This is a genomic window from bacterium (genome assembly GCA_040756715.1).
Classification (GTDB): Bacteria; UBA9089; UBA9088; order UBA9088; family UBA9088; genus JBFLYE01.
The window spans coordinates 1-25558 of sequence record JBFLYE010000144.1 but is presented as its reverse complement, the minus strand read 5'-3'; the positions used below and the strand labels follow the sequence as shown (position 1 = coordinate 25558).

Here is a 25558-nt window from a genome sequence, read left to right as displayed (position 1 = left end):
ACTAGTGTATTAGCTGATGCACCAAATTTTGTTGAGCAGCCACAGAATAGCTTGCTTTTTGTTTTCAACTGAAGGTGAACCTCAAGACCTATAACCGGCTCATACATATAGTATCTTTCTTATAGTAGTTTTTCTTAAGATTATCTAAACACATACATTTTATAAAGCGTTATGGAATTAACTATAGTATGCATATTACCTTAAAAAATTTTATCAAAAATTACAATTGAAATAAAGGAAAAAATTTAAATCTTAAATTACCACATTGTTTCTGACCATTTATGGAAGATACTATATATGCCACTCCTTGACAAAATAAAATTTTTGTTTTTATTATATTTACAATTTCTTAAAGATTTTATAAAAAATTGCCGATATATAAAAGGGATAGATGAAAATATTTTTGGCGGAAGACAAAGATAGTGTGCAGGAGACCATCTCCCTTTTAAAAAAGAGGGGTGATGAGGTAGAATTTGTAACCGATGGTGTATCCTGCATTGAAAAGATACAATCTGCCCATCCAAATCTCCTTATTTTAAATGCATTCCTTCCTGAGCTAGATGGTCATCAACTCTGCTATCTCTTAAAGGGTGATGAGAAATATTCAAATATTCCAATAATCCTTATGGAACCTTTAGATAAAAAGGTGTTTGTTGATGCAAGCTTGAATATAGAAGGAAGGATAAAAAAGCCTTTAAAGGAGGAAGAGCTTTTCCCTTTAATTGATGAGATTGTAAGGAAAAAAATAGGAGTAAGCGAAAAGGCACAAATTGAGGTAGATAAGCTTTATAAAAAACTTCAAGAAAAAGAAGAGGAGCTAACACGGCTCAAATCCTCTGTAGAGAGGTTTAGAATTTCAAAGGAAGCACTTACCCAAGTAAATGCCCTTTTGAATAAGCAGATACAAGAGATTACCTTTAGCCAAAAAGTAGAACAAGCCCTATCATTCTCATTTATGGATATTGGGGAGACAAATGATACATTTTTTGATATAATGAAGGAGACAATCCCCATTGAGACTAATTTTTGTATTATCTGGGATGATAATGAAGGAAGGCTTTATCTCAAAACAAACACCCTTCTTGCTGAGGATTTTTATGATGAGCTTTATAAGGCTGTATCAGATGTTTTTCCTTCCCTTGAAAGGGACAAGGTAAAGGTATCAAAGGGAGGTATGTTCACAAGCGCAGAAAAGGCAAAAATGTACTCCTTTCTTGTCTCTGTTTTACCCTTAAACGAAAAAACCATCATTGTGGGTATATCAAGGGAAAAGCCTTTTGATGAAAAAGAAAGAGAGCTTTTTGGAAAGGTATCATCCCATGCAAAGCTTGGTTTTTCCCATGCCATATTCTTTGAAGAGCTTGAGAGGACATTCTTTAATACAATGACCTCTCTCATTGAAACAATGGAGGGAAAGCAAAAATACCAGGCAGGTCATTCGGGAAGGGTTGCTGCTTATGCCAAGTCTGTATGTGAAACACTTGGCCTTTCAAAGGAAGAAACAGACCTTGTCTGTGATGCGGCCCTTCTTCACGATATAGGAAAGATGAGCGTTCCCGATGAAATTTTGAATAAAACCACAAACTTGTCAAAGGAAGAGTTTGCTATGATTCAACTCCATCCCAGGATAGGAGAAGACATCCTTCGCTCATTCAAAACATTTCAGAATATGCTTCCCATTATTTGCTATCACCATGAAAAATTCGGAGGTGGTGGCTATGGAAAGCTGAAAGGTGAGCAGATTCCTTTGGGTGCAAGGATTCTGGCTGTCTGTGATGCCTTTGATGCTATGCTCTCTGACAGACCATATAGAAAGGCAATGTCTCCTGATGCAGCCCTGGCAGAGATAAAGGAAGGGATTGGAAGCCAATTTGATCCCACCGTAGTTAAGGCATTCCTTAAAAGCTGGCTTGAGAAGAAAATAAAGGTTGCAGCCTATGTGTAAATCATACCAAAATTTTAAATATGGCTTTATCAGGTATTGAAATATTTAAGCATCTTCCTAAAACAAATTGCAAGGAATGTGGCTTTCCAACCTGTCTTGCATTTGCAATGCAGCTTGCCTCTTCTAAGGTTGAGGTTTCTAAATGCCCATACATAAAAGATGAGACAAAGGCATTTCTGGAAGAAAGCCAGGCTCCACCTATAAGAAAGGTAATTCTTGGCGATAATTTTGCCATAGGAGAGGAGAGTGTATTCTTTCGCCATGAAAAGACATTTGTCCATCCACCAGGAATTGCCGTTTTGATAAAGGATAGAGAAGAGGAAAGCACCTGGAAGAAAAAAATAGCCTCATTTAACACCCTAAAGTTTGAAAGAATAGGGCTTATCTTAAAAGCAAACCTTTTATTCCTTGAAAATTCATCAAACCATAAGGAAAAATTTTTAGAATTGGTCTCTTATACAATGAAAGAATCTGATGGCATTCTTTGTCTTTCCTCAGAGAATATGGACGGTCTGAAGGAAGCAATTGAAATCACGAAGGAAAGAAGGCCTCTCCTTTATTCTGCAAACCAAAACAATATAGATGAAATAGCATCTATTTCCAAGGAATATAACCTTCCCCTTGTGGCAAAGGGAGATGGTTTAGAAAGCCTCTCCCCTTTGACAGAAAAGCTCATTTCCCTTGGAATAAGGGATATTGTCCTTGACTCAAGCCCAAAGACAATAAAGGAGGCATTTTATCACAATGTATTTATAAGGAGGCAAGCCCTAATTTCAAAATTTAGGCCCTTTGGATTTCCAACGATTACCTTTCCCTGTAGATTAACAGATAACCCAATGAAAGAGGCATTATATGCAGCAACATTTATCATAAAATATGGGGGAATTATTGTCTTATCAAATCTTTTTGCAGAATCATTATTTCCCCTCCTTGTTTTATCTTTAAACATCTATACAGACCCCCAAAGACCAATGGCAATTGAGGAAAAAATCTATGAGATAAATGGCCCTGATGAGAAATCGCCTGTTTGTATTACCACAAATTTCTCCCTGACATACTTTATTGTCCAGGGTGAGATAGAGGCCTCAAAGGTTCCCACCCACCTTATGATTATGGACACCGGAGGCCTTTCAACCCTAACATCCTGGTCTGCAGGAAAATTTAATGGCGAGCTTATTGCAGCCTTTGTAAAGAGAAGCAAGATAGAGGAAAAAATTTCCCACCGAAGAATTATTATCCCAGGCTATGTTGCAGGAATAAAGGGCGAGATTGAGGAGGAATTGAAAAACTGGGAGGTGATTGTAGGTCCTAGAGAGGCATCGGACATCCCCATTTTTCTTCAGAAATTCAATCGCTAAAACCTTAAATGGGAAAAAAGAAAATAGGTTTTCTCCAAAATATCATTAAGTTCATCCTCTTTTATAGATAATGGTGGAAAGAGATAGATTACATTTTCCAGTGGTCTTAAGATAAGACCATTTTTAAGCCCTTCTTTATAAACCTCAAAGCCTATTCTTTCCTTAGGAGGAAATGGCTTTTTTGTTTTCTTATTTTTTACCAGCTCAAAAGCGCCGATTAGCCCAATATATCGGACATCACCAACTATATCAAGTTCTCTAAACCTTTCTAAATTTTTGTGAAACTTTGGAATTATTTTTCCTACCCTCTCTAATGTCCTTTCTTCCTCAAAGAGCTTAAGGCTTTCTAGAGCAACCCTCGTTGATATAGGATTTGCTGTGTATGTATGGCCATGAAAGAATGTTTTTTTATATTCACCATAGAATGCTTGATAAATTTCATTTGTGGTTAGGGTTGCTCCTAAGGGAAGCCATCCAGAGGTTATTCCCTTTGAAAGGCAAAGAAAATCAGGGGAAATATTGACATATTCACAAGCAAACATCTTTCCTGTCCTGCCAAAGCCTGTGGCAACCTCATCTAAAATGAGATGAACATTGTGTTTTTTGCAAAGAGAGCCTACTTTTTCTAAATATTCCTTTGGATAGACAATCATTCCCGCTGCTCCCAATACCAATGGTTCAATAATTACCCCGCATATTTTGGATGCTTTTTGTTCCAGAATTTTTTCCATAGAGTCAATACAAGAAATATTGCAGGATTCCCTTGATAATTCCCTTGGACATCTATAGCAATATGGTGATTTTGCCCTGTATGAGCTAAAGAAAAGGTCTTTAAATGCACGATTAAATACACCTGAGAGGCTCATTGCACCCATTGTATCTCCATGGTATCCTAAATCAAGTGATAAAAATGCTTTTTTCTCTTTATAGCCTAAATTCTTCCAATATTGGAATGACATTTTAAGGGCTACCTCAATTGAGGTTGAGCCATTGTCTGAAAAGAAGATCTTTGTAAGGCATTTTGGGGTAATTGAAATAAGCCTTTCAGCAAGGCAAATGGCATTTTTATGGGTAAAGTGTGCAAATAAAATATGGTCTAATTTTTCAATTTGTTCTTTAATTGCAGAGATTATTCTAGGATGGCAATGTCCATGAACATTACACCACCAGCTTGCAATTGTATCATAATAGAGATTCCCAGAAATATCATAAAGGGCTACACCCTCTGCCCTTTCTATCAATATGGGAGGGAGATTGAGGCAATCTTTCATCTGGGTATATGGATGCCAGATGTATTTTAAGTCTTTTTCAATTAAGTCCATATTGGGAGGATTTTGAATTTTGGATTTGAAATTTTGGATTTTTGTCATAGGATTACCGAAAACCAATTACTTTTCAGTTACCTGAGGGGAGCGAAACTCCCCGACTTCTCAATTATCTTTAATGCTTTTCTTGCCGCATCTTCTTCTGCGCTCTTCTTACTTCTTCCAATGCCTTTCTCAATTATTCCAGCTACCTCCACAGAAACACTGAATATGGGTTTATGCTCCATTCCCGATTTCTCAATAAGCTTATATATGGGAAGGGTTCTATTTTTCTTTTGAACAAGCTCCTGAAGAAGGGATTTATAATCCAAAGATTCCTCCTTGCAAGACTCAAGATGCTTCATTATAAATGCCTTTGCATTTTCTATTCCAGAATCAATAAAAATAGCACCAACCAATGCCTCAATTGCCTCTGCCAATATAGAGGTTTTCTTCCTTCCACCTGTTTTTCTCTCGCCATTACTTAAAAATAGAAATTTTCCTAGCTCAATATTATTTGCCCAATTTGCAAGTTGTCTCCTGCTAACCAAACCTGCCTTCATCTTCGTAAGAAAACCCTCTGAATATTCTGGATATTTTTCAAAAAGATAGGAGGCAGCTACCATATTTAAAACGCTGTCTCCCAGAAAGCATAGCCTTTCATTGTTATTCTCTCTATCATAAGAACTGTGTGTAAGTGCCTTTACTAAAAAGGGGGTCTCTTTAAAAAAAACCCCAATATTTTTCTGAAACTCTATAATAACCTTTTCTTTATTCATACCTTTTAAATATAAGAGAGGCATTGTGTCCGCCAAAGCCGAATGAATTGGAAAGAACATAATCTATCTTTGCCTCCCTTGCAATATTCGGAACATAATCAAGGTCGCAATCGGGGTCTTTATATTCATAGTTTATTGTGGGAGGAATTATATTGTTCTTTATAGTAAGGCAAGAGGCAATAGCCTCAATTGCACCTGCTCCTCCCAATAAATGGCCTGTCATAGACTTATTTGCGGTTATGGGAATTTTATAAGCAAAATCACCAAAGACATCTTTTATTGCCAGGGTTTCTGCCTTATCATTCAATTTGGTTGATGTTCCATGTGCATTTATACAGGAAATTTTGTCAGGAGAAATATTTGCATCAGCCAGGGCATTTTCCATACATAGTGATGCTCCACTTCCATCTTCCTTTGGGGCTGTAATATGGTATGCATCTGCACTCATTCCATAACCTACAATCTCACAATAGATATTTGCACCCCTTTTTCTTGCATGATTTTCCTCTTCTAAAATAAGAATTCCAGCACCATTTGACATTACAAAACCATCCCTTTCTCGATCAAATGGCCTGGATGCCTTTTGTGGCTCATTATTCCTTGTAGATAATGCCCTTGCAGCACAAAATCCAGCAAGACCAAGTGGTGTAATGGCTCCTTCGCATCCACCCGCAACCATAACATCAGCTGCCCCATATTGAATTAGCCTATATCCCTCACCAATTGCATGGGTAGATGTTGCACAAGCTGTGGCTATTGCTAGATTTGGACCAGAAAAGCCAAATTTTATTGAAATAACACCAGATGCCATATCTATTATTATCATTGGAATAAGGAAAGGTGAGATCTTCCTTGAACCATCTTTGAGCAAAACGCTATGCTCCCTTTCTAATACATCAAGGCCTCCAATTCCAGAGCCAACCAGGACACCAATCCTTCTTAAATCCTCTTGAAAAAGAGAAATGCCCGAATCTATAATGGCTTCTTGCGTAGCAGATAGCCCATACTGGATGAATAAAGAGAACCTTTTCTTTTCTTTTTCAGAGAGAATTCCATCTGGATTAAAACCCTTTATTTCCCCTCCAATCCTTGTTGAATAGCCTGTTGTATCAAAGCTTTTTATCTCTTCTATTCCAGATTGTCCATTAATAAGAGAAGAAAAGAATAGAGAAACAGAATTTCCAATAGGGCTTATCACACCAAGCCCGGTTATAACAACCCTATGTTCCACCTTTCTTCTCTTTAATATATCGGACGGTATCGCCAATGGTCCTTATTTTCTCAGCATCCTCATCGGGAATCTCAAGGCCAAATTCATCCTCTAGTGCCATTACAAGCTCAACCGTATCAAGGCTGTCTGTTCCGAGGTCATCTACAAACGAGGCTTCCATATTAACCTGGGATTCCTGCACCCCTAGTTGATCAATGATTATCTTTTTTACCCTCTCAAATATCTCGTTTTCCATATTTCACCCCCAAAATTTTAATTAAGGAAATAGTGTAAATGTTAAACTTTATTTCTGTCTAGTTTTTTTAATTGACTTTTATTCCCATATAGGACATAATAATCCTATGGAAAATGAAAATGCACCAACCATACACCCTGTTTCTTTCTCTACCTTAAAAAAAGAAGAAATACTTACAGGGGAGGGAGAAATAACATCATTTGGCGATGTTCCTATTGAAATAAGCGTTGAGATTGGAAGGACAAAAAAATATGTAAGGGATGTATTGAGTATGAAGGAGGGCGAAATCCTTTGCCTTGATAAATTGTTACAAGAGCCATTTGATGTCCTTGCAAATGGGAAAATAGTAGCAAAAGGACAGGTTGTTATTGTAAATAACCTCATCGCAATCAGGATAACAGAATTGGTGGAATAAATGCAGATTAAAAAGTTAAAATGCTATTTTTTCCAAAATTTCTCCTTCCTTAATTCTCTTCATACAATTGTATTCCTTGCATTTTAACCCTTTGCATTTATTCTCTTTGCAGAGAACATCGGGGGTAAGTAGGGAATAATTTTCTCCTAAAGGATGCCATTTTTTGGGGCTTTGTTTTATAATGGGAGGAAATAAGCCAATTACTTTAATACCTAAACAACCTGCAATATGCAAAGGCCCTGTGCTTGGTCCAATAAATATAGAGAAGAGGGAGATAAGAGCAATAAGCTCTCCCAGGCTTGTTTTACCACAAAGATTAAGGGGGTTTCCCTTTGTCTTTGAAATTATCCTATCCACAATTGTTTTATCATTTATTTCTCCTGTAATCACTACCCTTGTTTTATATCTTTCCTCTATCTTCTCAATTAATCTAGCATAGCTTTCTTCTTCCCAATTCAATGCACTTTTCTTTCCTCCTGGGTGAATACCAATGATTGGCTCTGATATTCCAGAAATAAGGCTTTTTGCATATTCTAAATCCCTCTCCTTAACAAAGATCTTCGGGGGTTTAATTTCATCATCCAATCCAGCAATCTTAAGGCACCAATCTGCCTCATGGATGTTTCTTCTATGAATATACCTCCTTTTGTTAAATAAAATTCCGCAAGCTTTACAACCAGTTCCTACTCTTTCTGGTATTCCAGCAAGAAAGGAAATAAAGGCATTTCGCCAATTTGGATAAAAGACAAAGGCAATATCAAATTTGGCTTTAGAAAGCATTTTGGAAGCCTCAAAAATGCCTTTGTCATCAACCACTATTTCATCTATATCTTTGTTGTTCCATAAAATATCTTTGGTATAAGGCGAGACAAGAATAGAAATAAAGCCATCTGGATATAGCCTTTTTATGCTTGAAATTGCAGGAAGGGTAAGGATAAGGTCGCCGATCCCATCGTTTCTTATGACAAGAATTTTCACTTACTAAATAACAAACTGGGTATGTATCTCTCCTTTTCTAAATGCCTCATCATTAAGAATCTTCTGATGAAATGGGATGGTTGTTTTTATTCCATCAATCACAAATTCATCTAATGCCCTCTTTGCCCGAACCAAAACCTCCTCCCTATTTCTTCCAAAAACAATAAGCTTGGCAAGAAGGGCATCATAGAAGGGAGGAACCTCATAATCTGTATAGATATGGGTATCAACCCTTATGCCAATTCCCCCTGGAATATGAAGGCCTGTAATCTTTCCAGGAGAGGGAGAAAAATTATTATCAGGGTCCTGAGCATTTATCCTAAACTCCATAGCATGACCTGACATTATAATCTCCCTTTGGGCAATGCCAAGCTTTTCCCCTCCAGAAAGCCTTATTTGCTCCTTTACAATATCAATTCCAGTAATCGCCTCTGTTACTGGGTGTTCAACCTGAATCCTTGTATTCATCTCAAGGAAATAGAACCTTTTTTTCTCATCAACCAGGAATTCAATTGTTCCAATATTTGTATATCCTGCCTCCTTTGCAATCTTTATTGCAGACCTTCCCAAATCCCTCCTTAACCTTTCATCAACAATGGGTGATGGAGATTCCTCGATCAATTTCTGATGCTTTACCTGAATTGAACATTCCCTTTCACCAAGATGAACAGCCCTTCCAAAATTATCCATTATAATTTGAATCTCAATATGCCTTGCTTTTTCTATGAATTTTTCAATATAGACCTCATCGCTTCCAAAGGCATTCTTTGCCTCAATTTGAGCCATTTTAAACCCCTCCTCAAATCCATCCTTGTTGTTTATAATTCTTATCCCTTTTCCTCCCCCTCCACCAGAAGCCTTAAGCATAATGGGAAAGCCAATCTTTTCTGCGAGTTTTTCTCCCTCTTTATAGTCAGCTATGGGTTTTATTGAGCCAGGGATTATAGGAACGCCTGCCTTTTTTGCTATTTTTCTTGCCTCTATTTTATCTCCCATCTTCCTTATACTTGCTGGATAAGGACCAATAAAGGCAATGGAATGCTTTAGACAGGCTTCTGCAAAATCTGCATTCTCTGCCAAAAAGCCATATCCTGGATGGATTGCCTCCGCACCGATTACCTCTGCTGCACTAATTATTCGGGAGGAAAGGAGATAGCTCTCGGAGGGAGGGGCTGGGCCAATACATATTGCCTCATCTGCAAAGGATATGTGTAATGATGTAGCATCTGCATCTGAATAAATGGCTACTGTCTTAATCCCCATCTCGTTTGCAGAGCGAATTATCCTTAAGGCAATCTCTGCCCGGTTGGCGATTAAAATCTTTGAGAACATAAAAATTATTAGTATGTGTTTAGCTATTAGCCTTTTTTAAAGAAGAAAAAATTACAAATTAAAGGCTAAACATATACAATTTCACATATAAAATTTACCATATTTGAGGGTATTTGTCAAATTTTTATCTCAAAAAGGAAATTTTTGATTTTCCCTCTTTCTTTACGATGAATTTAATTGTTCCTAAGATTCCCGAATCTTTCTCCTCTGGCTTTCTTAAACCAAAGGCATAGTCTATTCTTCCATCTTTTACCCTATTCTTTAGGGTAGATGTAGCTTGGCTTGGCCAATTCCCTGGTTGTAGCTTATCTTGGGTTGGAGAAAGAAGGTTTTGGTCATAGCTTAGATGAATCTCACCACAAAGGCTATTCCTTGCCTCAGAGATTAGAATATTTAGGGTAATCACATCCCCTGGCTTTGCATGCTCTATTTTACTGCCTTTTTATACCCTTGTTTTTGATTTTAAAGATATGCTATGGAATAATTATGAAAAACAAAAAACCATTGATTATTAAAGATGGGCAATGCCTAATCTCCAAGCAACGGTTATTAGCTCACCCGAATCATGAAACCCTATGGTTGGGGTTAATGTCCGCAAATAAATCCCAAAAGCGACAAAGAAAACAAGGATGCCAAAGATGTAATTTATTGTTTTTAAAAGGGATTAACCGCTCATCCTTGCTTTTCATAAATCCCATTATATCAAGCCTTTAGCCCAAAAGTCAATGAGGGTTAGATTTGCTAATTTTTGGAAGGTATTTTACAAAATTCCCGCATTCTCTAGGGCAAGCTTTAATCTTGGCTCTTGAAATGCATATTCCTTTAAAGCCCTTTCTATTCTTTCTTCCCTTTCCTCAAGCTCCTTTGCCTTTCTAACAGCAGGGGCAAGGGCAGACCTTCTATCCCAGAGGACAAAGCCAATCAAGCCAAAGATACCAGCTAGAATGACATAAAGAAGGTTTTGCAAAGAATCTATTCTTGTATTCATTTCCTGGCGTAGGTCATCTATCCGTTTATCCAAACCATCTATCCGTTTATCCAAACCATCTATCCGTTTATCCAAACCATCTATCCGTTTATCTACATGTTGAATCTCTTCCTTTACAATCTTCCTTATCTCCTCGATATCCTGCTTGGTTAAGCTACAATAGGCAGCAGGGAATGTCAAAATCATCAAAATCCCAAAGATTGACTTTTTCATCTTACACAACCTTCCATTCCCCTCTCCTAGAGGGGTGTCAAACGAAGTTTGACGGGGTGTTATTTCCCTCTTTCAGAGGGGTGTCGCGAAGCGACGGGGTGTTTTCCTCGAAGTTCCACCTACCCCCTCAGACCTTCGCTCTGCCACCCCTTCTAAAGAAGGGGAATCATTTTATCTTACTTTAAGTATAACATATTTACAAAGATTTTGCAAGAAAAATTTTTGGGTAAGGCATGAAAACTTGACAAAAATTTTTAGAGTAAGTATCCTCAATAAAAATGGAATGAATATCATTAGGGTTTCAAATATAAAAATAGGAGAAGAATTTGTTTTGATTGCAGGTCCTTGTGTTATTGAGAATGAGGAGATAACATACGATACAGCCTTAAGGATAAAAAGCCTTACAGGAAGGCTGAAGATTCCATTTATCTTTAAGGCATCCTATGACAAGGCAAATCGGTCAAGTATAGATTCCTATAGGGGCCCAGGAATAAAGGAAGGGCTTAGAATCCTTGGGAAAATAAAAAATGAGCTAGATATTCCCATTATAACCGATGTCCATTGTAAAACTGAGATAGATGAAGTAGCAAAGGTTGTGGATATAATCCAAATCCCAGCATTTCTATGCAGGCAGACAGACCTAATCATAGAAGCAGCAAAGACAGGCCTTCCTGTAAACATCAAAAAGGGACAATTTATCTCTCCCCAAGATATGAGGCATGTTGTTCAAAAAATAGAATCTATTGAAAAAGGCAAAATTCTCCTTACAGAAAGGGGGACATTCTTTGGCTATAACAACCTTGTGGTTGACTTTAGGTCATTTCCCATTATGCGGGAATTTGGCTATCCCCTTATCTTTGATGCAACACATTCCTCGCAAGATAGGAAATTTGTCCCCTATCTTACAAGGGCTGCCTGTGCCTCTGGCATTGATGGCTTATTTATGGAGGTTCATCCAGAGCCAGAAAATGCTTTGTCTGATGGACAAAGTATGGTAAGACTAGATTCTCTGGAGGAGATTTTAAACCAGGCAAAGAAAATCCTTGCTAAATAACAAAATCTTTAGGTAGACAAAATGTTCTTTGGTTAGTATAATAAAAAAGAAGATGATGCTTTTTGATATTATGGATAAGCTAAAATGAAGGTAGCAAAAACGGGTAATGAGGCAATGGCAGAGGCAATGAGGCAGATAAACCCTGATGTTGTCGCAGCTTATCCGATAACACCAGCCACAGAAATTGTTATGATATTTGCAGGCTTTGTGGCCGATGGTCTTGTTGAAACAGAGTATATTCCGGTGGAAAGTGAGCATTCTGCAATGAGTGCCTGCATTGGAGCATCTGCTTCGGGTGCCAGGGTAATGACATCAACCTCATCGCAAGGGCTTGCCCTGATGTGGGAAATGCTCTACATTGCATCGGGATTGAGGCTTCCCATTATAATGGCAGAGGTCAACCGGGCATTATCTGCTCCCATAAACATCCATTGCGACCATTCTGATACAATGGGTGCAAGGGATTCTGGATGGATACAAATATACTCAGAGAATGCCCAGGAGGCTTATGATTATCTTATCCAGGCGGTAAAAATTGCAGAAAAGGCAAGGCTTCCCATTATGGTTACAACCGATGGGTTTATCATAAGTCATGGGATGGAGGTTTTGGAGACATTAAGCGATGAGGAGGTAAAGGGTTTCATTGGTGAATATAAGCCAGAATATAGCCTTTTGGATACAAAGAAGCCAATAACCATAGGAGCCATAGACTTTACAGACTATTACTTTGAGCATAAAAGGCAGACAATTGAAGCAATGAATAAGGCAGAGGATATTATTAGGGATGTAGAGAAAGAATTTAGCGAGAAATTTGGCAGGGAATATAGCCCTGTCTCTTCCTATAGACTTGATGATGCAGAGATTGCCATAGTTGCTATTGGCTCTACTTGTGGAACAATAAAATACATAGTTGATGAATTAAGGGAAAAGGGAATAAAGGCAGGGCTTTTAAAGGTCTCACAATTTCGTCCATTCCCAGATTCAAAGATAAGAGAAGCCCTTTCAGGAACAAAGGCAATTGCGGTTATGGATAGGGCATGTGGGTTAAATGCAAGCTTTGCTCCCTTATGCCTTGAAGTAAGGTCTTCTCTTTATAGTCTTTTAAATCCACCCATTATTGTAAATTACATCTATGGCTTGGGAGGAAGGGATACAACCATTGAGGAGATAAGAAAGGTTTTTTCAAATCTTTCTATGCTCCTTAAGGAAAAAAAGATTGAAAACCCCATAAGATACCTCGGTCTTAGGAAATAAAAAGATGGTGTATACTAAAAAGCAATTGGTTTTCCAGTAATATGAGACAAAAAATCCCAAATCTTAGTTTTGAATTTAGGATTTTTTAAATGATTACTTGAAAACCAATTTTGTTTGAGTATATAAGGAGCAAAAGGCAGAGAGATGAGTTTAGGGCAATTTCGGTTTAGAGTCTCTACTAACTTAAGGTTTGGTGTGGGGGAAAGCGAAAAACTTGGGGAAGAAATAAAGGGATTAGGTTATAAAAGCGTTGCTTTTATTATTGACCAAGGTGTTTTTAATCATCCCCAAGTCATAAAAGCGCTCAATAGTGTTAAAAAAATCGCTTTGAGACGGGATATTTATAAGAATGTTTCAGTTGAACCAGACTATGATTATCTTGAAGATTTTAAAAGGCAATTTGTTGGCAAAACTTATGATTGTCTTATTGGTATTGGAGGTGGTAGCACACTTGACCTTGCCAAAGGCATTGCGGTTTTACTAACGAATAAAGGTGAAGCAATTTCGTTTCGGGGATTTCCTGAGCTTAAAAATCGGCCATTACCGGTTGTTGCTCTTCCCACAACCGCTGGAACGGGAAGTGAGGTAACCTATAATGCTGTTTTCACTGATAGTAAGCAAAAGAAGAAATTGGGGATAAATTCTATATTAAATTTTCCTGTTTGTGCAATCATTGATCCTTTAATAACCGTTAATTGTCCTAAACCGGTAACTGTGTCATCAGGAGTAGATGCCCTTGTTCACACCCTTGAAAGCTATGTCCATAAAAACCATACGATAATCTCGCGTATGTATTCAATAGAGGCCTTTAGACTTCTTTTTAATGGGCTGATGAAGGTTTTGGATTACCCAAACAATGTTGAAATAAGGGGCGACATTGCATTAGGTGCTTATTTTGCTGGCATTGCTTTGATAAATGCGGGTTCAGGGCCATCTGGTGCTTTTTCCTATCCCCTTGGAGCGGTTTATAAAGTTCCCCATGGATATGCTGGTGCTATGTTTTTGCCTTCAATTACAAAAATAAATGTTGAAAAAGGTTATAGAGATTATATTAAACTATATGACTTAATAGAAGGTGCGGATTTAAATTTATCAATTGAGCAAAAGAATATGGAATTTGTAAAAATGATAGACTGTTTAATGGACAAACTTGAAGTTCCAAGAAAATTGAGCGATTATAATCTTACTTCATCTGATATTCAATTTATGATAGACCAATATGATGTTCTAAAACCCGCCATTGACCAGAATCCTGTAGAGATAACCAAAGATGATGTTCGCAAAATGATGCTTGAAATAGCATGAAAGGAAGAAAAATAAATGCCTGGATTTGAATTAATTGGAGAAGAAGAAAAGCAAGCAGTAATGGAGGTTTTTGAAAAAGGTGGAGTTCTTTATCGTTATGGATTAAATGCCAAAAGAGAGGATATTTTTCGGGTTGAAGATTTTGAAAAAGAGCTTGCTAAAAAAGTTGGTACAAAGTATGCCCTATGCGTTTGCAATGGAACAGCTGCCTGCAAACTGGCACTTTTTACACTAGGCGTTCGGCCAAAAGATGAGGTTATCACCCAAAGTTTTACTTTCATTGCAACAGTTGAAGCAATTTTGGAATTGGGTGCTAAGCCAGTTATTGCTGAAATAGATGCCTCTTTGAATATGGATCCAAAAGACTTGGAAAAGAAAATAACAGAAAGGACAAAGGTTATAGTTCCAGTTCACATGGCGGGAGTGCCCGCAAAAATGGAAGAGATTACAAATGTTGCTAAAAAATATAATCTTAAGGTTATGGAAGATAGCTGCCAAGCGCTAGGCGCTACTTATCAGGGTAAATATCTTGGGACAATTGGTGATGCCGGAGCTTATAGCATGGATATTGGAAAGATTATTACTACTGGCGAAGGGGGAATTGTGGTAACCAATGATGAAAAAGTGTATTTAAAAGCTAGAGAATACTCCGATCATGGACATGAATGTAATCCAAATGTTCCAAGGGGTGAAGATACTCGCACCATTTGGGGGTTTAATTACAAAGCAACTGAACTCCATGGTGCGATAGGCCTAGCTCAATTAAGAAAACTTGATTATATCTTAAAGAGACAAAGGGAAAATAAAAAAAGTATAAAAGAGGAAATTAAAGATATTTCTAATATTGAATTTAGAGAACTACCAGATCCAGAAGGAGATGCGGGTGATACCCTAATCTTTTTTGTTGAAACAAGGGAAAAAGCAACAAAATTCGCTAAAGCTCTTGCTTCAAGGGGATTAGGAACTAAAAACCTTCCTGATGCTATTAACTGGCATTATGCTGGTACCTGGACGCAGATATTTTATGACTACCCTGAATATAAAGATAAAGACCTTGAAAAGGTTTGGAGCCAGTCTACAAATTATTTAAGGCGAGCTATTGCTCTTCCAATAATGGTTAATATGTCTGATGAGCAAATTAATAAAGTGATATCTTCTGTGAAGGAGGTAGCATCAGAGGTTTTATGATATTGGGAGTTATTCCTGCTAGGGGAGGCAGCAAGGGTATTCCCAGGAAAAATATAAAACTAATTGCAGGGAAACCTCTGATTGCTTGGACCATTGAGGCGGCAAAAAGGTCAAAACTTTTAGAGAAATTTGTTGTTTCAACTGAACATCCAAAGATTGCAGAGATTGCAAGGCAATATGAAGCAGAAGTAGTAGATAGACCAAATGAGCTTTCAACCGATGAGGCTACTACCTTATCGGTTTTACAGGATGTTTTATCAAAGATAGAGGCTGACACAGTTGTCCTTCTACAGCCAACTTCACCCATTCGGGATAAGGATTTGATTGATAGATGTATAGAGAGATTTCAAGAAACAGGGGCTGATAACTTAGCAACAGGTTTTATTTGTAAATTTATGGAATATGGTTTCTACACCCAAAGGAGACAGGAGTTAAGAGGATTCTTTTATGATGATGGAAATGTTTATGTCATTAAAGGAGAGCTAATTAAAAAGGGGACAATGTTTGGTAAAAAAGTTGAGAGATTTGAAACCACAAGAGAGCAAAATATTGAAATTGACGATGAATTTGATTTTTGGATAGCAGAGCAGATTTTGCTAAAGAGAATAAAAGAGGGGAAACAATAATGGGAGAAAAACCTTATCATAAATATTGAGATCGAATTATTGTGGAATAACGAAACGATTTTTTTACTTGGAAAGCGAAGAGAGGAAATTACGTAAAGAAAGATGAGAAAAGAGCAAATTAATATAGCAGGAAGAACAATTGGAGACAACCAGCCAGTTTTTATTATTTCCGAGGCGGGGGTTAACCATAATGGCGATGTAAAAATAGCAAAAAAGATGATAGAGGCCGCAAAAGATATAGGAGCCGATGCAATTAAGTTTCAAACTTTTAAGGCTGATGAACTTGTGATTCCAAATGCTCCGAAAGCAGAATATCAAAACAAAACAACTTCCGGTAAATCCCAATATGAAATGTTAAAAGAGCTTGAGCTGTCGGAGAATGAATTTAAAAAGTTGTTTAATTATTGCCAGAAGAAAAATATAATCTTTTTGTCAACCCCTTTTGATTTTCAAAGCGCAGAATTCTTATATAAATTAGGGGTTCCTGCTTTTAAAATTGGTTCAGGAGATTTAACCAATATTCCTTTGTTAATTCAGGTTGCTAAGTACGGAAAACCTATAATCTTATCTACGGGTATGTCTACTTTGGCTGAAGTGAAGGAAGCAGTCAAACCTATTTATTCTACTGGTAATAAAAAGTTGATTTTGCTTCATTGTACATCAAATTATCCAACCAAATATGAAGATGTTAACTTAAAGGCAATGGTTACATTAAAAGATGAATTTAATCTTCCCATCGGATACTCGGATCATACTGAAGGCATTGAAGTATCTGTTGGAGCGGTTGCGTTAGGAGCTTGTGTAATTGAAAAGCATTTTACCTTGGACAAAAATCTTGCCGGGCCTGACCATAAGGCATCTCTAGAGCCAGATGAGTTCAGGAAAATGGTTCAATCCATCAGAAATGTTGAAATGGCCATGGGGAATGGGATAAAGAAACCAACCAAATCTGAAATAGAAGTACAAAAAGTTGCTAGAAAAAGTATTGTGGTGGCCAGGGATATCCCAAAGGGAACAAGGTTATCTTTGGATATGCTTGCAATAAAAAGACCTGGGACGGGGATTGAGCCAAAATATCTCGATAAGTTAGTTGATAAGCAGGTTATCACAAGCATTAAGAAAGATCAAATTTTAACTTGGAGTATGATGCGCATATGAGTAAAAAAAAAGTTTTAGTAATTGCAGCACATCCGGATGATGAAATATTGGGGGTGGGTGGAACGATCCTCAAGCATGTTGACAATGGCGATGATGTTTATGTCTGTATCGCGACCAAAGCTTATGAGCCGCTTTGGACAAAAAAATATATGGAGGAGAAAAAGAAAGAACAGAAAAAAATCGATGCCTTGCTGGGAATCAAAAAGAGGTTCAATCTTGATTTGACAACAACAAAGTTAAATGTTCTACCTCATGGAGAGGTTAATAAAGTTGTTTCTTCCATTGTTGATCAAGTGTGTCCAGATGTGATTTACACGCATTTTGAAGGCGATCTGAATTATGATCATACGATCCTTTTTAGAGCCAGCATGGTTGCTTCTCGACCACCAAAAAAGATCAACTTGTTGTGCTTCGAGACTTTATCAGAAACGGAATGGAACAATAAGGCATTTTTGCCAAATTATTGGGTTAATATCGAAAGATATATTGATACGAAAATAAAATCCTTCAAGATTTACAAGTCTGAAGGGAAAAAATTTCCCCACCCAAGAAGCGAAGAAGGGATAGAGATATTAGCAAGAAAGCGTGGTTCGGAAATCTGTGTGAAATATGCTGAAGCTTTTATGTTAATTAGAGATGTGTGGAGTTGAAAATGAAAATTATTTGGCTCTCAGCGAATCAATTAGGATATGAACTACTGAAAGAAGCATCAGATTTAGGAATTTCAGAGATAATTATAATGACTCTAAAAAAGAATGCAAAAACAACCATGTATGATGGTATTGATATTGAAAAATGGTGCGAGTTTGGAATTGAAGTATTTGAAATAGAAATGATAAATGAAGAAGTGGCTCTTATTGAAAAGCTGAATCCGGATTTGATGGTTGTGTGTGGTTGGCGACAGATTATTAAGAAGGAAGTCCTTGGTATTCCTAGACTAGGGGTAATTGGCTTTCATCCAACTCTTTTACCTTATGGTCGGGGTTCTGCCCCAATAATCAATACTATTTTGGAGGGTATTAAGGAATCTGGCGTAACTATGTATTACTTGAGTGAAGGATTAGATGACGGAGATATTATTGCCCAAGAGAAATTCTCGATTGATCCTATCGACCATGCGCAGGATGTTTATATGAAGGTAATCAAAGCGGGCAAGGTATTAGTAAAGCAATATTTGCCCTTGGTAATAAATCAGTCTGCTCCAAGAAGGCCGCAGGATAGTTCAAAAGTATATATTTTTAAGAAACCAAAATTGCAAGATAATAAAATAGATTTTGAAAAAGATAGTATAGACAATATTTATGCAAAAGTAAGAGCTTTATCAAAACCTTACAAAGGGGCTTATATTGAAAAAAATGGAAAGAGATTAATTATCTGGAGGGCAGAGTTGAAAGAAATATGAGTAGGAAACGAAGAATTTGTGTTGTTACTGGTAGTCGTGCTGAATATGGTCTTTTAAAGCCTGTTATGTCTGCAATCAAGAGCCACCCAAACTTAAAACTTTTAGTGATAGTTAGCGGCATGCATTTGTCTAAGCAATTTGGTAAAACTATAAACTTAGTAAAGCAAGATGGGTTTGAGGTTAATTACTTAGTAGAGATGGATCCAGCTAAAAATGATGCGGCAGCTATGGCTATTGCAATTGGTAAAGGAATTTTAGGAATGACCAGAGGGTTAAAAAAATTAAAACCGGATATTTTATTGATTTTGGGAGATAGAATCGAAACATTGGCAGCAGCAATTGCTGGTGCTTATATGAATATTCCCATTGCTCACACCCATGGTGGAGATATTAGCGCAGCAGGGCTAGACGAATCTGCCAGACATGCAATTACAAAACTAGCACATATCCATTTTACGGCTACCCGAAAAAGCAAAGAACGGATTATCAGGATGGGAGAGAAACCAAAATATGTCTGGCAAGTTGGAGCACCGGGTCTAGATGACATACTGAAAGGACCGATTTTGTCAAAGCAGGAACTGGCGAAGAGATTTAAGTTGGATTTTGAGCGACCATTGTTAGTTTTACTACAGCATTCGGTGACAACCCAGATAGATTCTGCTAGCTTTCAAATTAAAGAAACACTGAAAGCAATCGAAGAATTGGGAATGCAAACAGTAGTTATTTATCCGAATTCAGATGCAGGCGGGAGAACCATAATCAGAGAGATAGAAACTAGGCGTGGACTTTTTACCCGGATATTCAAGAATATACCCCGTAATCTATACTTGAGTTTTTTGAAGCATAGTTCAGTACTCATTGGGAATTCAAGTGGAGGAATAATTGAGACACCTTTACTTAAATTGCCAGTGGTTAATATCGGTATTCGTCAGAATGGCCGTGAGCGAAGCACAAATGTTATAGATGTACCTCATGATAAAGATGCAATCGTAAAGGCTATTAAGAAGGCACTTTATGATAAGAAATTTTTGGCACAAGTTAAAAGATGTAAAAATCCCTATGGTGATGGGCATGCCAGTGAACGGATTGTGAAAGTATTAAGTACGATAAAATTGGATAAAAAGCTATTGCAAAAACAAATAACTTATTAGGAGAAGGTATGAAAAGAAATGACAAAATCTTGATTTTTGGTGCTGGTGGGCATGGAAAAGTTGTTCTTGATATTTTGCTGGAATCTGGAGCAGATATTTTAGGCTTTCTTGATGAAGATAGAAATAAAATAGGCCAGAAGATTAACGGATTTAAGGTTTTGGGCGATTGGTCCTATCTGAAAGATAAAGATTCAATTGAGATTGCTTTAGGCATTGGAAATAATAAGAATCGTGAAAGGGTATTTCGAAGAGCAAAAGAATTAGCTATGATGGTGATTTCTGCGATTCATCCTAAAGCTATCATTTCACGAGATGTCAAAATGGGAGAAGGGATTGTGGTTATGCCGGGTGCAGTGGTTAATCCTGGCGCGGTTTTGGAAAATGGTGTTGTTGTTAATACTGGAGCAACAGTCGACCATGATTGTTATCTTGAGCAGTTTTGCCAAATTTGGCCAGGGGCACATTTGGCAGGCACAGTCAAAGTTGGCAGTTTTTCTTATGTTGGGACTGGCGCTTCGGTTATCCAGAATATAAAAATTGGCAAAAATGTGATAATTGGTGCAGGTGCAGCCGTAATTTCAGATATACCCGATGAGGTTACTGTGGTTGGCGTTCCAGCAAAGGTAATTAAAAGGAATGTTTAGAAAAAGATTAAAAGATGCTATAGCTCGCTATGATGCCTCTGTTAAGGAAGTTATGAGGCTTATAGACTATTCTGGGCTTAGAGTAGCTTATATTGTTGATGACCAAAAAAGGTTAGTTGGAGCAGTGAGTGATAGCGAAATAAGGAAAGCAATTCTTAAGGGTAAGGATATAAAATCTTGTGTCAAGGATATTGTAAATCCAGATCCAATTGTTTTAAGGGAGAGAGATCTTTCAGTTCCCGGGATGGTTAAGAGGACCATTGTGAGACTGTTAGAGAGAATGCCTGACAGCCGTTATATTCTTGTTTTAGATAGCAAAGATCGGCCTATAAAGATAGCCCCAATTTCCAAATTGGCTGTTTTGCAGAGCTCTAAGGCAAAAGTTTCACCGAAGAATAACAAGCACATTTTGGTAGTTGGTGGTGCAGGATATCTAGGTTCTGTTCTGGTAAGGAAGCTGCTTAATAATGGATTTAAGGTTAGGGTTTTAGATATTCTAATGTTTGGAAAAGAACCAATTGAAGAATTGTTAAATAATGACAATTTTGAGTTGATTGAGGGCGATATGCGCAATATTTCCACACTTACACAGGCACTTATAGATATTGATGCGGTAATTAACCTTGCAGCCATTGTGGGAGATCCTGCCTGCAAAACAAGGCCTGAAGCAACAATAGAAACAAATTATTTGGCCAATAAAGTTTTGGCTGAGGCTTGTAAATACCATCAAATTAATCGATTTATCTACGCTTCAACCTGCAGCGTCTATGGCCAGATGAAAGGGAATGAGGAATTGACAGAGGATTCACCCCTTAATCCCGTGTCGCTTTACGCAAGGTCAAAAATTCAGTCTGAAGAGGGCATTCTCTCATTAGAAGATGAGAATTTTTCGCTTACCATAATGCGGATGAGCACTTTGTACGGATTCTCTCCCCGAATGAGGTTTGATCTGGTGGTAAATACTATGACCAAAGACGCAGTCGTAAATGGCAAAATATTGGTTCACGGAGGAGGCAAGCAATGGCGGCCCTTGCTTAATGTGGAGGATGCCGCAGAAGCCTATATCCGATGCCTTCTAGCACCTCTGGCTAAGATAAAAGGTCAGATATTTAATGTTGGCTCCAGCCAACAGAATTACAGAATTATTGATATTGCCAAAGAAGTAAAAAACTATTATCCAGAAGCTAACCTTGTTATAGAAGGCGAAAGCACCGATCCTCGCAATTATTTTGTATCATTTGCCAAGATTGAAAAAGAATTGGGTTATAAAGTAAAGAAAGGGTTGGGGGAAGAAATCAAAAAAATCGGCAACGCGATAAAGAGTGGGCATATCAAGGATGTAAATGATCCAAAATATTATAATCTGGAGTATAACCAATGAATCAAAAATTAAAAATTCCAGCAATATTGGGAGGGATTCCAGCATTTGATAAGCCAGTTTCTATAACTGAACCTACTATACCGTCAATTTCGATTCTAAAAAAGAGATACGAAGAAGTTTTAAAAAGCAGAATGATTACTAATTCAAAATGTGTTCAAGAATTGGAAGTCCATGTTGCTAAATATTTAGGGGTAAAACATGCTGTAGCAGTCAGTAGCTGCACGAGTGGTTTGATGCTGGTTATGAAAGCCCTAGAGCTAAAAGGGGAGGTGATCCTTCCTAGTTTTACTTTTCATGCTACGGCGCATGCGGTAGTCTGGAATGGATTAAAGCCAGTTTTTGTTGATTGTGATTCTGAAACATACAATATTGATCCAAGAGAAGTGGAAAGAGCGATAACATTGGATACTTCTGCAATTATAGCGGTGCACGTATTTGGAAATCCGCCTGATATTGACGCATTAGAAAGGCTCGCTAAAAAGCACAAAGTGAAATTAATTTTTGATGCTGCTCATGGATTTGGAAGCAAATATAAAGGAAAGAATGTGGGAGGTTTTGGTGATGCTGAATCGTTTAGTTTGAGTCCGACAAAACTTTTAACCACTGGAGAAGGGGGAATGGTTGTTACCAATAACGATGAACTTGCAGCCAAACTTAGAATTGGCAGAAATTATGGAGATTCCGGCGATTATAACCCTGAGTTCTCCGGCTTGAGTGCAAGAATGAGCGAGTTTAATGCTCTGCTGGGGATTGAAAGTTTGAAGATACTTGAAAAGAATGTGGCAAGGAGGGATAAGTTGGTAAAACTCTATAAAAAATTATTGTCTTCCTTACCAGGGATAAATTTTCAGAAAATTGAGGAAGGCAACCAAAGCAGCTTTAAAGATTTTTCAATTTTAATAGATGAAGGTGAATTTGGATTAAGTAGAGATAAATTGTATGATGCATTGATGGCGGAAAATATTGTGGTAAAAAAATATTTTTATCCGCCACTGCATAAACAAAAGGCTTTTTTAGGCTTTGGCCAGAAAGACAAGAATTTGCCGAATACAGTGAAAATATCTGAAAATGCACTAAGCCTTCCCCTGTTTTCGCATATCCCTGTTAAAACAGTTAAGAAGATATGCTATGCCGTTTATGAAATTTATAAGAGAGCTTCTGAAATTTCGGATGTGCGAAGGAACTAATGGTTAAAGATATTTGTTTTTATATTAACACGCCACTTGAAAAACGTGATTATAAGCGCTTTGGGGTAGAATTACTGCTTTCTCGCGGTTTTAATGTGATGTTTTTAGATATAACACGGGTTTTCAATCCCGATTATCTTGCAAACTATAGACCCTCTGATCTAAGTGATTATCAAAATGTTTTAGTTGCTGAAAATAAAGATGATATTTCAGATTTTTTGCAAAGTCATAAAAAACATTTTGGAATTGATTTAATTGGTGCTCAAAAGAACAATATTTTCCTTTATAAGTTATTAAAACAATTAAACATACAATATGCAAGCTTTTGCGCAAATAGCATTCCTGTGGTTAGAAATATTGACAAATTTTTAAGAATAATTGGGTATGTTAAAAGAAATGGGTTTAAGGGAATATATAATAAAATAATTAATAAACTTTCTGCTTTAAGTATTGATTTTTCAGATCTTCAGCCACCAAGGTATATTTTAGCCGGAGGCAGGAAGTTTATTTCAAAGAGGCCCCCTCCTTCGAAAAATACAAGGATTATTTGGGCACATACTTTGGATTATGATCTTTATCTTAATCTTAAGCAGAATAAAAAGCAAAATTCAACTAAAAGTGAATCGTATTGCGTTTTCCTTGATGAATATTTCCCATTTCACCCGGACTTTTTGCTACAGGGGTTGTCTGTGCCAGTTATTGATCCGGTTTACTATTATGGATTGTTGAATAAGTTTTTTGATTATATCGAGAAGTATTTCGAAGTTCCTGTAATTATCGCAGCACATCCTAGATCGCAGTATGAGGCTCATCCAGATTATTTCCGAGGACGTAAAATCATCAAGGGTAACACAATCAAATTGGTAGCCCAATCAAAATTTGTTCTTGCTCATTCAAGCACCTCCATTAATTTTGCGGTGCTTTTTAAGAAGCCCATAATTTTTCTAATGCCAGGCCAGATAAAGGGGGGATTTTATGAGGAATCTGTTTCTCATTTCGCAAAAAAACTAGGCAAAAAACCTTTAAATATCAAATCCGTTATAAATATTGATATTGAGAAAGAACTTTTGATTGATCAACAGGCTTATACTGAATACAAGGAAAATTATATTAAGAGATCTGGAACACCCGAAAAACCTTTTTGGGAAATTGTTGCTGATCGATTAATCACAGATTCCCTAATGAAAGAAGATTCGCTAAAAAAACGGTATGTGTTAGCTCCTTAATATGTGTTTAAGCTTCCTCATTAAAGAGGGAGAAACGCTTTGTTTCATTGTAAATTTTGTACGTGTTTAGCTTCTCTCTTAACCAAATTACCATAGCCGTTGTTTAGCTGTCTTATATACCTAGGCACAAAGGGGCAAAGGCACAAAGAAAGCAAGTAATAAATAAACTCTCTCGCCTTTGTGCCTCTGTGCCTTTGTGCCTATTTCCCAATTTTATTCTCACCGAGCTAAACACATAATATCTGGTTTAGAGGATAATTCTGGACAAAGATAGCGAAATATAGGAAATTACTAGAAGCAGTTTCATAAGTTATTGCAAGTTATTAAAGCACAAGCAATATGAAGAAAAGCTTGATAAATTATAATATTCCAGTCCCATCGGATAACCAAGCCTCTATAGTTTCCTATCCAAGCAATAGAACGTTCTATCTTCTCAAAAGTTTTCTATATCGTCTCAAGGCTCTTCCATCTTGAAGTTTGGGCTTCTTTCGATTACTTCTGTGGGGTGCAATAAGCTCAATCCCATTTTTCTTCAATTGTCTACGAAACTTGTCAGAATCATAAGCTTTATCGCAAATCAATCGTTCTGGTTTTTACCAAGCATGTCAATTGTCTTAGTCTTCCAGCTTTACCTCATGTGGAGAGGCAGAGTGCAAGGACACTCCCAGAGGAACACCCTGGCCATCTGCCACCACCATAAGCTTCGTGCCTTTCCCCCTCTTAGTTTTGCCGATTTTAGAGCCCCTTTTTTAGCAGGAGTAAAACTTCCATCCATAAAGCATTCACTCCAATCAATCTCTCCTTTTTTGTCCAACTGGCTTATAAATTTTCTCCATATCTTAAGCCAAATTCCTTTTTCTTCCCACAAGTTTAGGCGTCGCCAGCAAGTGCTGGGGCTTGGATACTTTTCAGGCAAATCTTTCCACCTTGCTCCTGTTCTTAAAACCCAAAGAATTCCTTCTAAAACTTCCCTGTTATTTTTCCAAGGACCTCCTTTGCTTTTTAGCTTTGGAAGCAAGGGTTCTATTTTCTCCCATTGCTTGTCTGTTAAATATATCGCTCTACTCATAGGTTTCACCTCCTATGAGAATTTCGGCAATTACTTATAAAAACTTTAGACTTATGAAACCAGTTCTAGGCATTCTTCTTTCTCGGGGTGTAATAAAAGTTTTATTACACCCCGAGAAAGAAGAATGCCTAGAAC

At 37.3% G+C, this 25558-nt stretch carries 26 protein-coding genes; 16 read left to right on the top strand and 10 right to left on the bottom strand.

Annotated elements, in window-relative coordinates; genetic code table 11:
* A partial coding sequence (locus AB1397_05510) for a hypothetical protein (protein MEW6482442.1) occupies positions 1-107 on the bottom strand: 107 nt, incomplete at its 3' end.
* A gap of 284 nt (positions 108-391) precedes the next feature.
* Between AB1397_05510 and AB1397_05505 the strand changes: the two genes are divergently transcribed.
* Together AB1397_05505 and acsC are read left to right on the top strand one after the other, a co-directional pair.
* Positions 392-1945, top strand: a complete 1554-nt coding sequence (locus tag AB1397_05505) for an HD domain-containing phosphohydrolase (GenBank protein MEW6482441.1) — start codon at positions 392-394, stop codon at positions 1943-1945.
* 20 nt (positions 1946-1965) lie between these two features.
* Positions 1966-3303 carry an acetyl-CoA decarbonylase/synthase complex subunit gamma gene (acsC, locus tag AB1397_05500; GenBank protein ID MEW6482440.1) on the top strand — a complete coding sequence of 446 codons (1338 nt, stop codon included), beginning with the start codon at positions 1966-1968 and terminating at the stop codon, positions 3301-3303.
* Here the strand turns inward: acsC and bioA are convergent.
* Genes bioA through acpP form a run of 4 tightly spaced genes read right to left on the bottom strand, consistent with a single transcriptional unit; the run spans position 3300 to position 6852 of the window.
* Entirely contained in the window at positions 3300-4673 is a 1374-nt protein-coding gene (bioA, locus tag AB1397_05495; GenBank protein MEW6482439.1) for an adenosylmethionine--8-amino-7-oxononanoate transaminase, read from the bottom strand. The genes acsC and bioA overlap by 4 nt on opposite strands.
* Positions 4674-4702: 29 nt before the next feature.
* Entirely contained in the window at positions 4703-5386 is a 684-nt protein-coding gene (gene rnc, locus AB1397_05490; GenBank protein ID MEW6482438.1) for a ribonuclease III, read from the bottom strand.
* Positions 5379-6617, bottom strand: a complete 1239-nt coding sequence (fabF, locus tag AB1397_05485; GenBank protein MEW6482437.1) for a beta-ketoacyl-ACP synthase II — start codon at positions 6615-6617, stop codon at positions 5379-5381. The genes rnc and fabF overlap by 8 nt, the downstream gene beginning before the upstream one ends.
* Positions 6607-6852, bottom strand: a complete 246-nt coding sequence (gene acpP, locus AB1397_05480) for an acyl carrier protein (protein MEW6482436.1) — start codon at positions 6850-6852, stop codon at positions 6607-6609. The genes fabF and acpP overlap by 11 nt, the downstream gene beginning before the upstream one ends.
* A 106-nt stretch (positions 6853-6958) precedes the next feature.
* On the opposite strand from acpP, the gene AB1397_05475 reads away from it, so the two are divergent.
* On the top strand, positions 6959-7267 hold the full coding sequence (locus AB1397_05475; protein ID MEW6482435.1) for a FliM/FliN family flagellar motor switch protein: 309 nt from the start codon (positions 6959-6961) through the stop codon (positions 7265-7267).
* A 15-nt stretch (positions 7268-7282) separates the two neighbouring features.
* Here the strand turns inward: AB1397_05475 and AB1397_05470 are convergent, their stop codons facing one another.
* The 4 genes from AB1397_05470 to AB1397_05455 all read right to left on the bottom strand — a co-directional run bounded on the left by AB1397_05470 (position 7283) and on the right by AB1397_05455 (position 10778).
* The gene (locus AB1397_05470) at positions 7283-8245 is read right to left on the bottom strand and encodes a glycosyltransferase family 9 protein (protein MEW6482434.1); all 963 of its coding nucleotides are present in this window, start codon (positions 8243-8245) and stop codon (positions 7283-7285) included.
* A 3-nt stretch (positions 8246-8248) separates the two neighbouring features.
* Entirely contained in the window at positions 8249-9577 is a 1329-nt protein-coding gene (accC, locus tag AB1397_05465; GenBank protein ID MEW6482433.1) for an acetyl-CoA carboxylase biotin carboxylase subunit, read from the bottom strand.
* Positions 9578-9701: 124 nt separating this feature from the next.
* Positions 9702-10007, bottom strand: coding sequence for a cohesin domain-containing protein (locus tag AB1397_05460; GenBank protein ID MEW6482432.1), 306 nt, complete (start codon positions 10005-10007; stop codon positions 9702-9704).
* A 330-nt stretch (positions 10008-10337) separates the two neighbouring features.
* Positions 10338-10778 carry a hypothetical protein gene (locus tag AB1397_05455; protein ID MEW6482431.1) on the bottom strand — a complete coding sequence of 147 codons (441 nt, stop codon included), beginning with the start codon at positions 10776-10778 and terminating at the stop codon, positions 10338-10340.
* Positions 10779-11061: 283 nt separating this feature from the next.
* Here AB1397_05455 and kdsA point away from each other — a divergent pair, with 283 nt between their 5' ends.
* The 13 genes from kdsA to AB1397_05390 all read left to right on the top strand — a co-directional run bounded on the left by kdsA (position 11062) and on the right by AB1397_05390 (position 24354).
* Positions 11062-11832, top strand: a complete 771-nt coding sequence (gene kdsA, locus AB1397_05450; GenBank protein MEW6482430.1) for a 3-deoxy-8-phosphooctulonate synthase — start codon at positions 11062-11064, stop codon at positions 11830-11832.
* An 84-nt stretch (positions 11833-11916) separates the two neighbouring features.
* Positions 11917-13086, top strand: coding sequence for a pyruvate ferredoxin oxidoreductase (gene porA / locus AB1397_05445; GenBank protein ID MEW6482429.1), 1170 nt, complete (start codon positions 11917-11919; stop codon positions 13084-13086).
* A gap of 144 nt (positions 13087-13230) precedes the next feature.
* Complete coding sequence (locus AB1397_05440) at positions 13231-14391, top strand: iron-containing alcohol dehydrogenase (GenBank protein ID MEW6482428.1); 1161 nt, start codon at positions 13231-13233, stop codon at positions 14389-14391.
* Between the two features lie 15 nt (positions 14392-14406).
* Positions 14407-15579 carry a DegT/DnrJ/EryC1/StrS family aminotransferase gene (locus tag AB1397_05435; protein ID MEW6482427.1) on the top strand — a complete coding sequence of 391 codons (1173 nt, stop codon included), beginning with the start codon at positions 14407-14409 and terminating at the stop codon, positions 15577-15579.
* The gene (locus tag AB1397_05430) at positions 15576-16205 is read left to right on the top strand and encodes an acylneuraminate cytidylyltransferase family protein (protein MEW6482426.1); all 630 of its coding nucleotides are present in this window, start codon (positions 15576-15578) and stop codon (positions 16203-16205) included. Before AB1397_05435 ends, AB1397_05430 begins: the two co-directional genes overlap by 4 nt.
* 102 nt (positions 16206-16307) lie before the next feature.
* Positions 16308-17363, top strand: a complete 1056-nt coding sequence (gene neuB / locus AB1397_05425) for an N-acetylneuraminate synthase (protein ID MEW6482425.1) — start codon at positions 16308-16310, stop codon at positions 17361-17363.
* Positions 17360-18013: a PIG-L family deacetylase gene (locus AB1397_05420; GenBank protein ID MEW6482424.1), complete on the top strand. Its 654-nt coding sequence runs from the start codon at positions 17360-17362 to the stop codon at positions 18011-18013. The genes neuB and AB1397_05420 overlap by 4 nt, the downstream gene beginning before the upstream one ends.
* Positions 18014-18015: 2 nt before the next feature.
* Positions 18016-18765 (top strand): formyltransferase family protein, encoded by a 750-nt coding sequence (locus AB1397_05415; protein MEW6482423.1) that lies wholly within the window; start codon positions 18016-18018, stop codon positions 18763-18765.
* On the top strand, positions 18762-19916 hold the full coding sequence (gene neuC / locus AB1397_05410) for a UDP-N-acetylglucosamine 2-epimerase (GenBank protein ID MEW6482422.1): 1155 nt from the start codon (positions 18762-18764) through the stop codon (positions 19914-19916). Before AB1397_05415 ends, neuC begins: the two co-directional genes overlap by 4 nt.
* A gap of 8 nt (positions 19917-19924) precedes the next feature.
* Entirely contained in the window at positions 19925-20560 is a 636-nt protein-coding gene (locus AB1397_05405; protein ID MEW6482421.1) for an acetyltransferase, read from the top strand.
* On the top strand, positions 20553-21941 hold the full coding sequence (locus AB1397_05400) for an NAD-dependent epimerase/dehydratase family protein (protein MEW6482420.1): 1389 nt from the start codon (positions 20553-20555) through the stop codon (positions 21939-21941). Before AB1397_05405 ends, AB1397_05400 begins: the two co-directional genes overlap by 8 nt.
* A complete protein-coding gene (locus AB1397_05395; protein MEW6482419.1) occupies positions 21938-23128 on the top strand; it encodes a DegT/DnrJ/EryC1/StrS family aminotransferase in 1191 nt (396 codons plus the stop codon). Before AB1397_05400 ends, AB1397_05395 begins: the two co-directional genes overlap by 4 nt.
* Entirely contained in the window at positions 23128-24354 is a 1227-nt protein-coding gene (locus tag AB1397_05390; GenBank protein MEW6482418.1) for a hypothetical protein, read from the top strand. Before AB1397_05395 ends, AB1397_05390 begins: the two co-directional genes overlap by 1 nt.
* Before the next feature lie 628 nt (positions 24355-24982).
* Here AB1397_05390 and AB1397_05385 read toward each other — a convergent pair.
* Positions 24983-25423 carry an IS5 family transposase gene (locus AB1397_05385; protein ID MEW6482417.1) on the bottom strand — a complete coding sequence of 147 codons (441 nt, stop codon included), beginning with the start codon at positions 25421-25423 and terminating at the stop codon, positions 24983-24985.
* Positions 25424-25558: the final 135 nt, after the last annotated feature.

Coding starts and splice junctions, on each gene's coding strand:
- AB1397_05390 (MEW6482418.1), top strand. CDS start 23,128: ATGGTTAAAGATATTTGTTTTTATATTAACACGCCACTTGAAAAACGT.
- AB1397_05430 (MEW6482426.1), top strand. CDS start 15,576: ATGATATTGGGAGTTATTCCTGCTAGGGGAGGCAGCAAGGGTATTCCC.
- AB1397_05400 (MEW6482420.1), top strand. CDS start 20,553: ATGTTTAGAAAAAGATTAAAAGATGCTATAGCTCGCTATGATGCCTCT.
- AB1397_05440 (MEW6482428.1), top strand. CDS start 13,231: ATGAGTTTAGGGCAATTTCGGTTTAGAGTCTCTACTAACTTAAGGTTT.
- kdsA (MEW6482430.1), top strand. CDS start 11,062: ATGAATATCATTAGGGTTTCAAATATAAAAATAGGAGAAGAATTTGTT.
- AB1397_05505 (MEW6482441.1), top strand. CDS start 392: ATGAAAATATTTTTGGCGGAAGACAAAGATAGTGTGCAGGAGACCATC.
- acsC (MEW6482440.1), top strand. CDS start 1,966: ATGGCTTTATCAGGTATTGAAATATTTAAGCATCTTCCTAAAACAAAT.
- rnc (MEW6482438.1), bottom strand. CDS start 5,386: ATGAATAAAGAAAAGGTTATTATAGAGTTTCAGAAAAATATTGGGGTT.
- AB1397_05475 (MEW6482435.1), top strand. CDS start 6,959: ATGGAAAATGAAAATGCACCAACCATACACCCTGTTTCTTTCTCTACC.
- bioA (MEW6482439.1), bottom strand. CDS start 4,673: ATGACAAAAATCCAAAATTTCAAATCCAAAATTCAAAATCCTCCCAAT.
- AB1397_05420 (MEW6482424.1), top strand. CDS start 17,360: ATGAGTAAAAAAAAAGTTTTAGTAATTGCAGCACATCCGGATGATGAA.
- AB1397_05395 (MEW6482419.1), top strand. CDS start 21,938: ATGAATCAAAAATTAAAAATTCCAGCAATATTGGGAGGGATTCCAGCA.
- AB1397_05435 (MEW6482427.1), top strand. CDS start 14,407: ATGCCTGGATTTGAATTAATTGGAGAAGAAGAAAAGCAAGCAGTAATG.
- acpP (MEW6482436.1), bottom strand. CDS start 6,852: ATGGAAAACGAGATATTTGAGAGGGTAAAAAAGATAATCATTGATCAA.
- AB1397_05415 (MEW6482423.1), top strand. CDS start 18,016: ATGAAAATTATTTGGCTCTCAGCGAATCAATTAGGATATGAACTACTG.
- accC (MEW6482433.1), bottom strand. CDS start 9,577: ATGTTCTCAAAGATTTTAATCGCCAACCGGGCAGAGATTGCCTTAAGG.
- AB1397_05455 (MEW6482431.1), bottom strand. CDS start 10,778: ATGAAAAAGTCAATCTTTGGGATTTTGATGATTTTGACATTCCCTGCT.
- neuC (MEW6482422.1), top strand. CDS start 18,762: ATGAGTAGGAAACGAAGAATTTGTGTTGTTACTGGTAGTCGTGCTGAA.
- AB1397_05385 (MEW6482417.1), bottom strand. CDS start 25,423: ATGAGTAGAGCGATATATTTAACAGACAAGCAATGGGAGAAAATAGAA.
- porA (MEW6482429.1), top strand. CDS start 11,917: ATGAAGGTAGCAAAAACGGGTAATGAGGCAATGGCAGAGGCAATGAGG.
- AB1397_05405 (MEW6482421.1), top strand. CDS start 19,925: ATGAAAAGAAATGACAAAATCTTGATTTTTGGTGCTGGTGGGCATGGA.
- neuB (MEW6482425.1), top strand. CDS start 16,308: ATGAGAAAAGAGCAAATTAATATAGCAGGAAGAACAATTGGAGACAAC.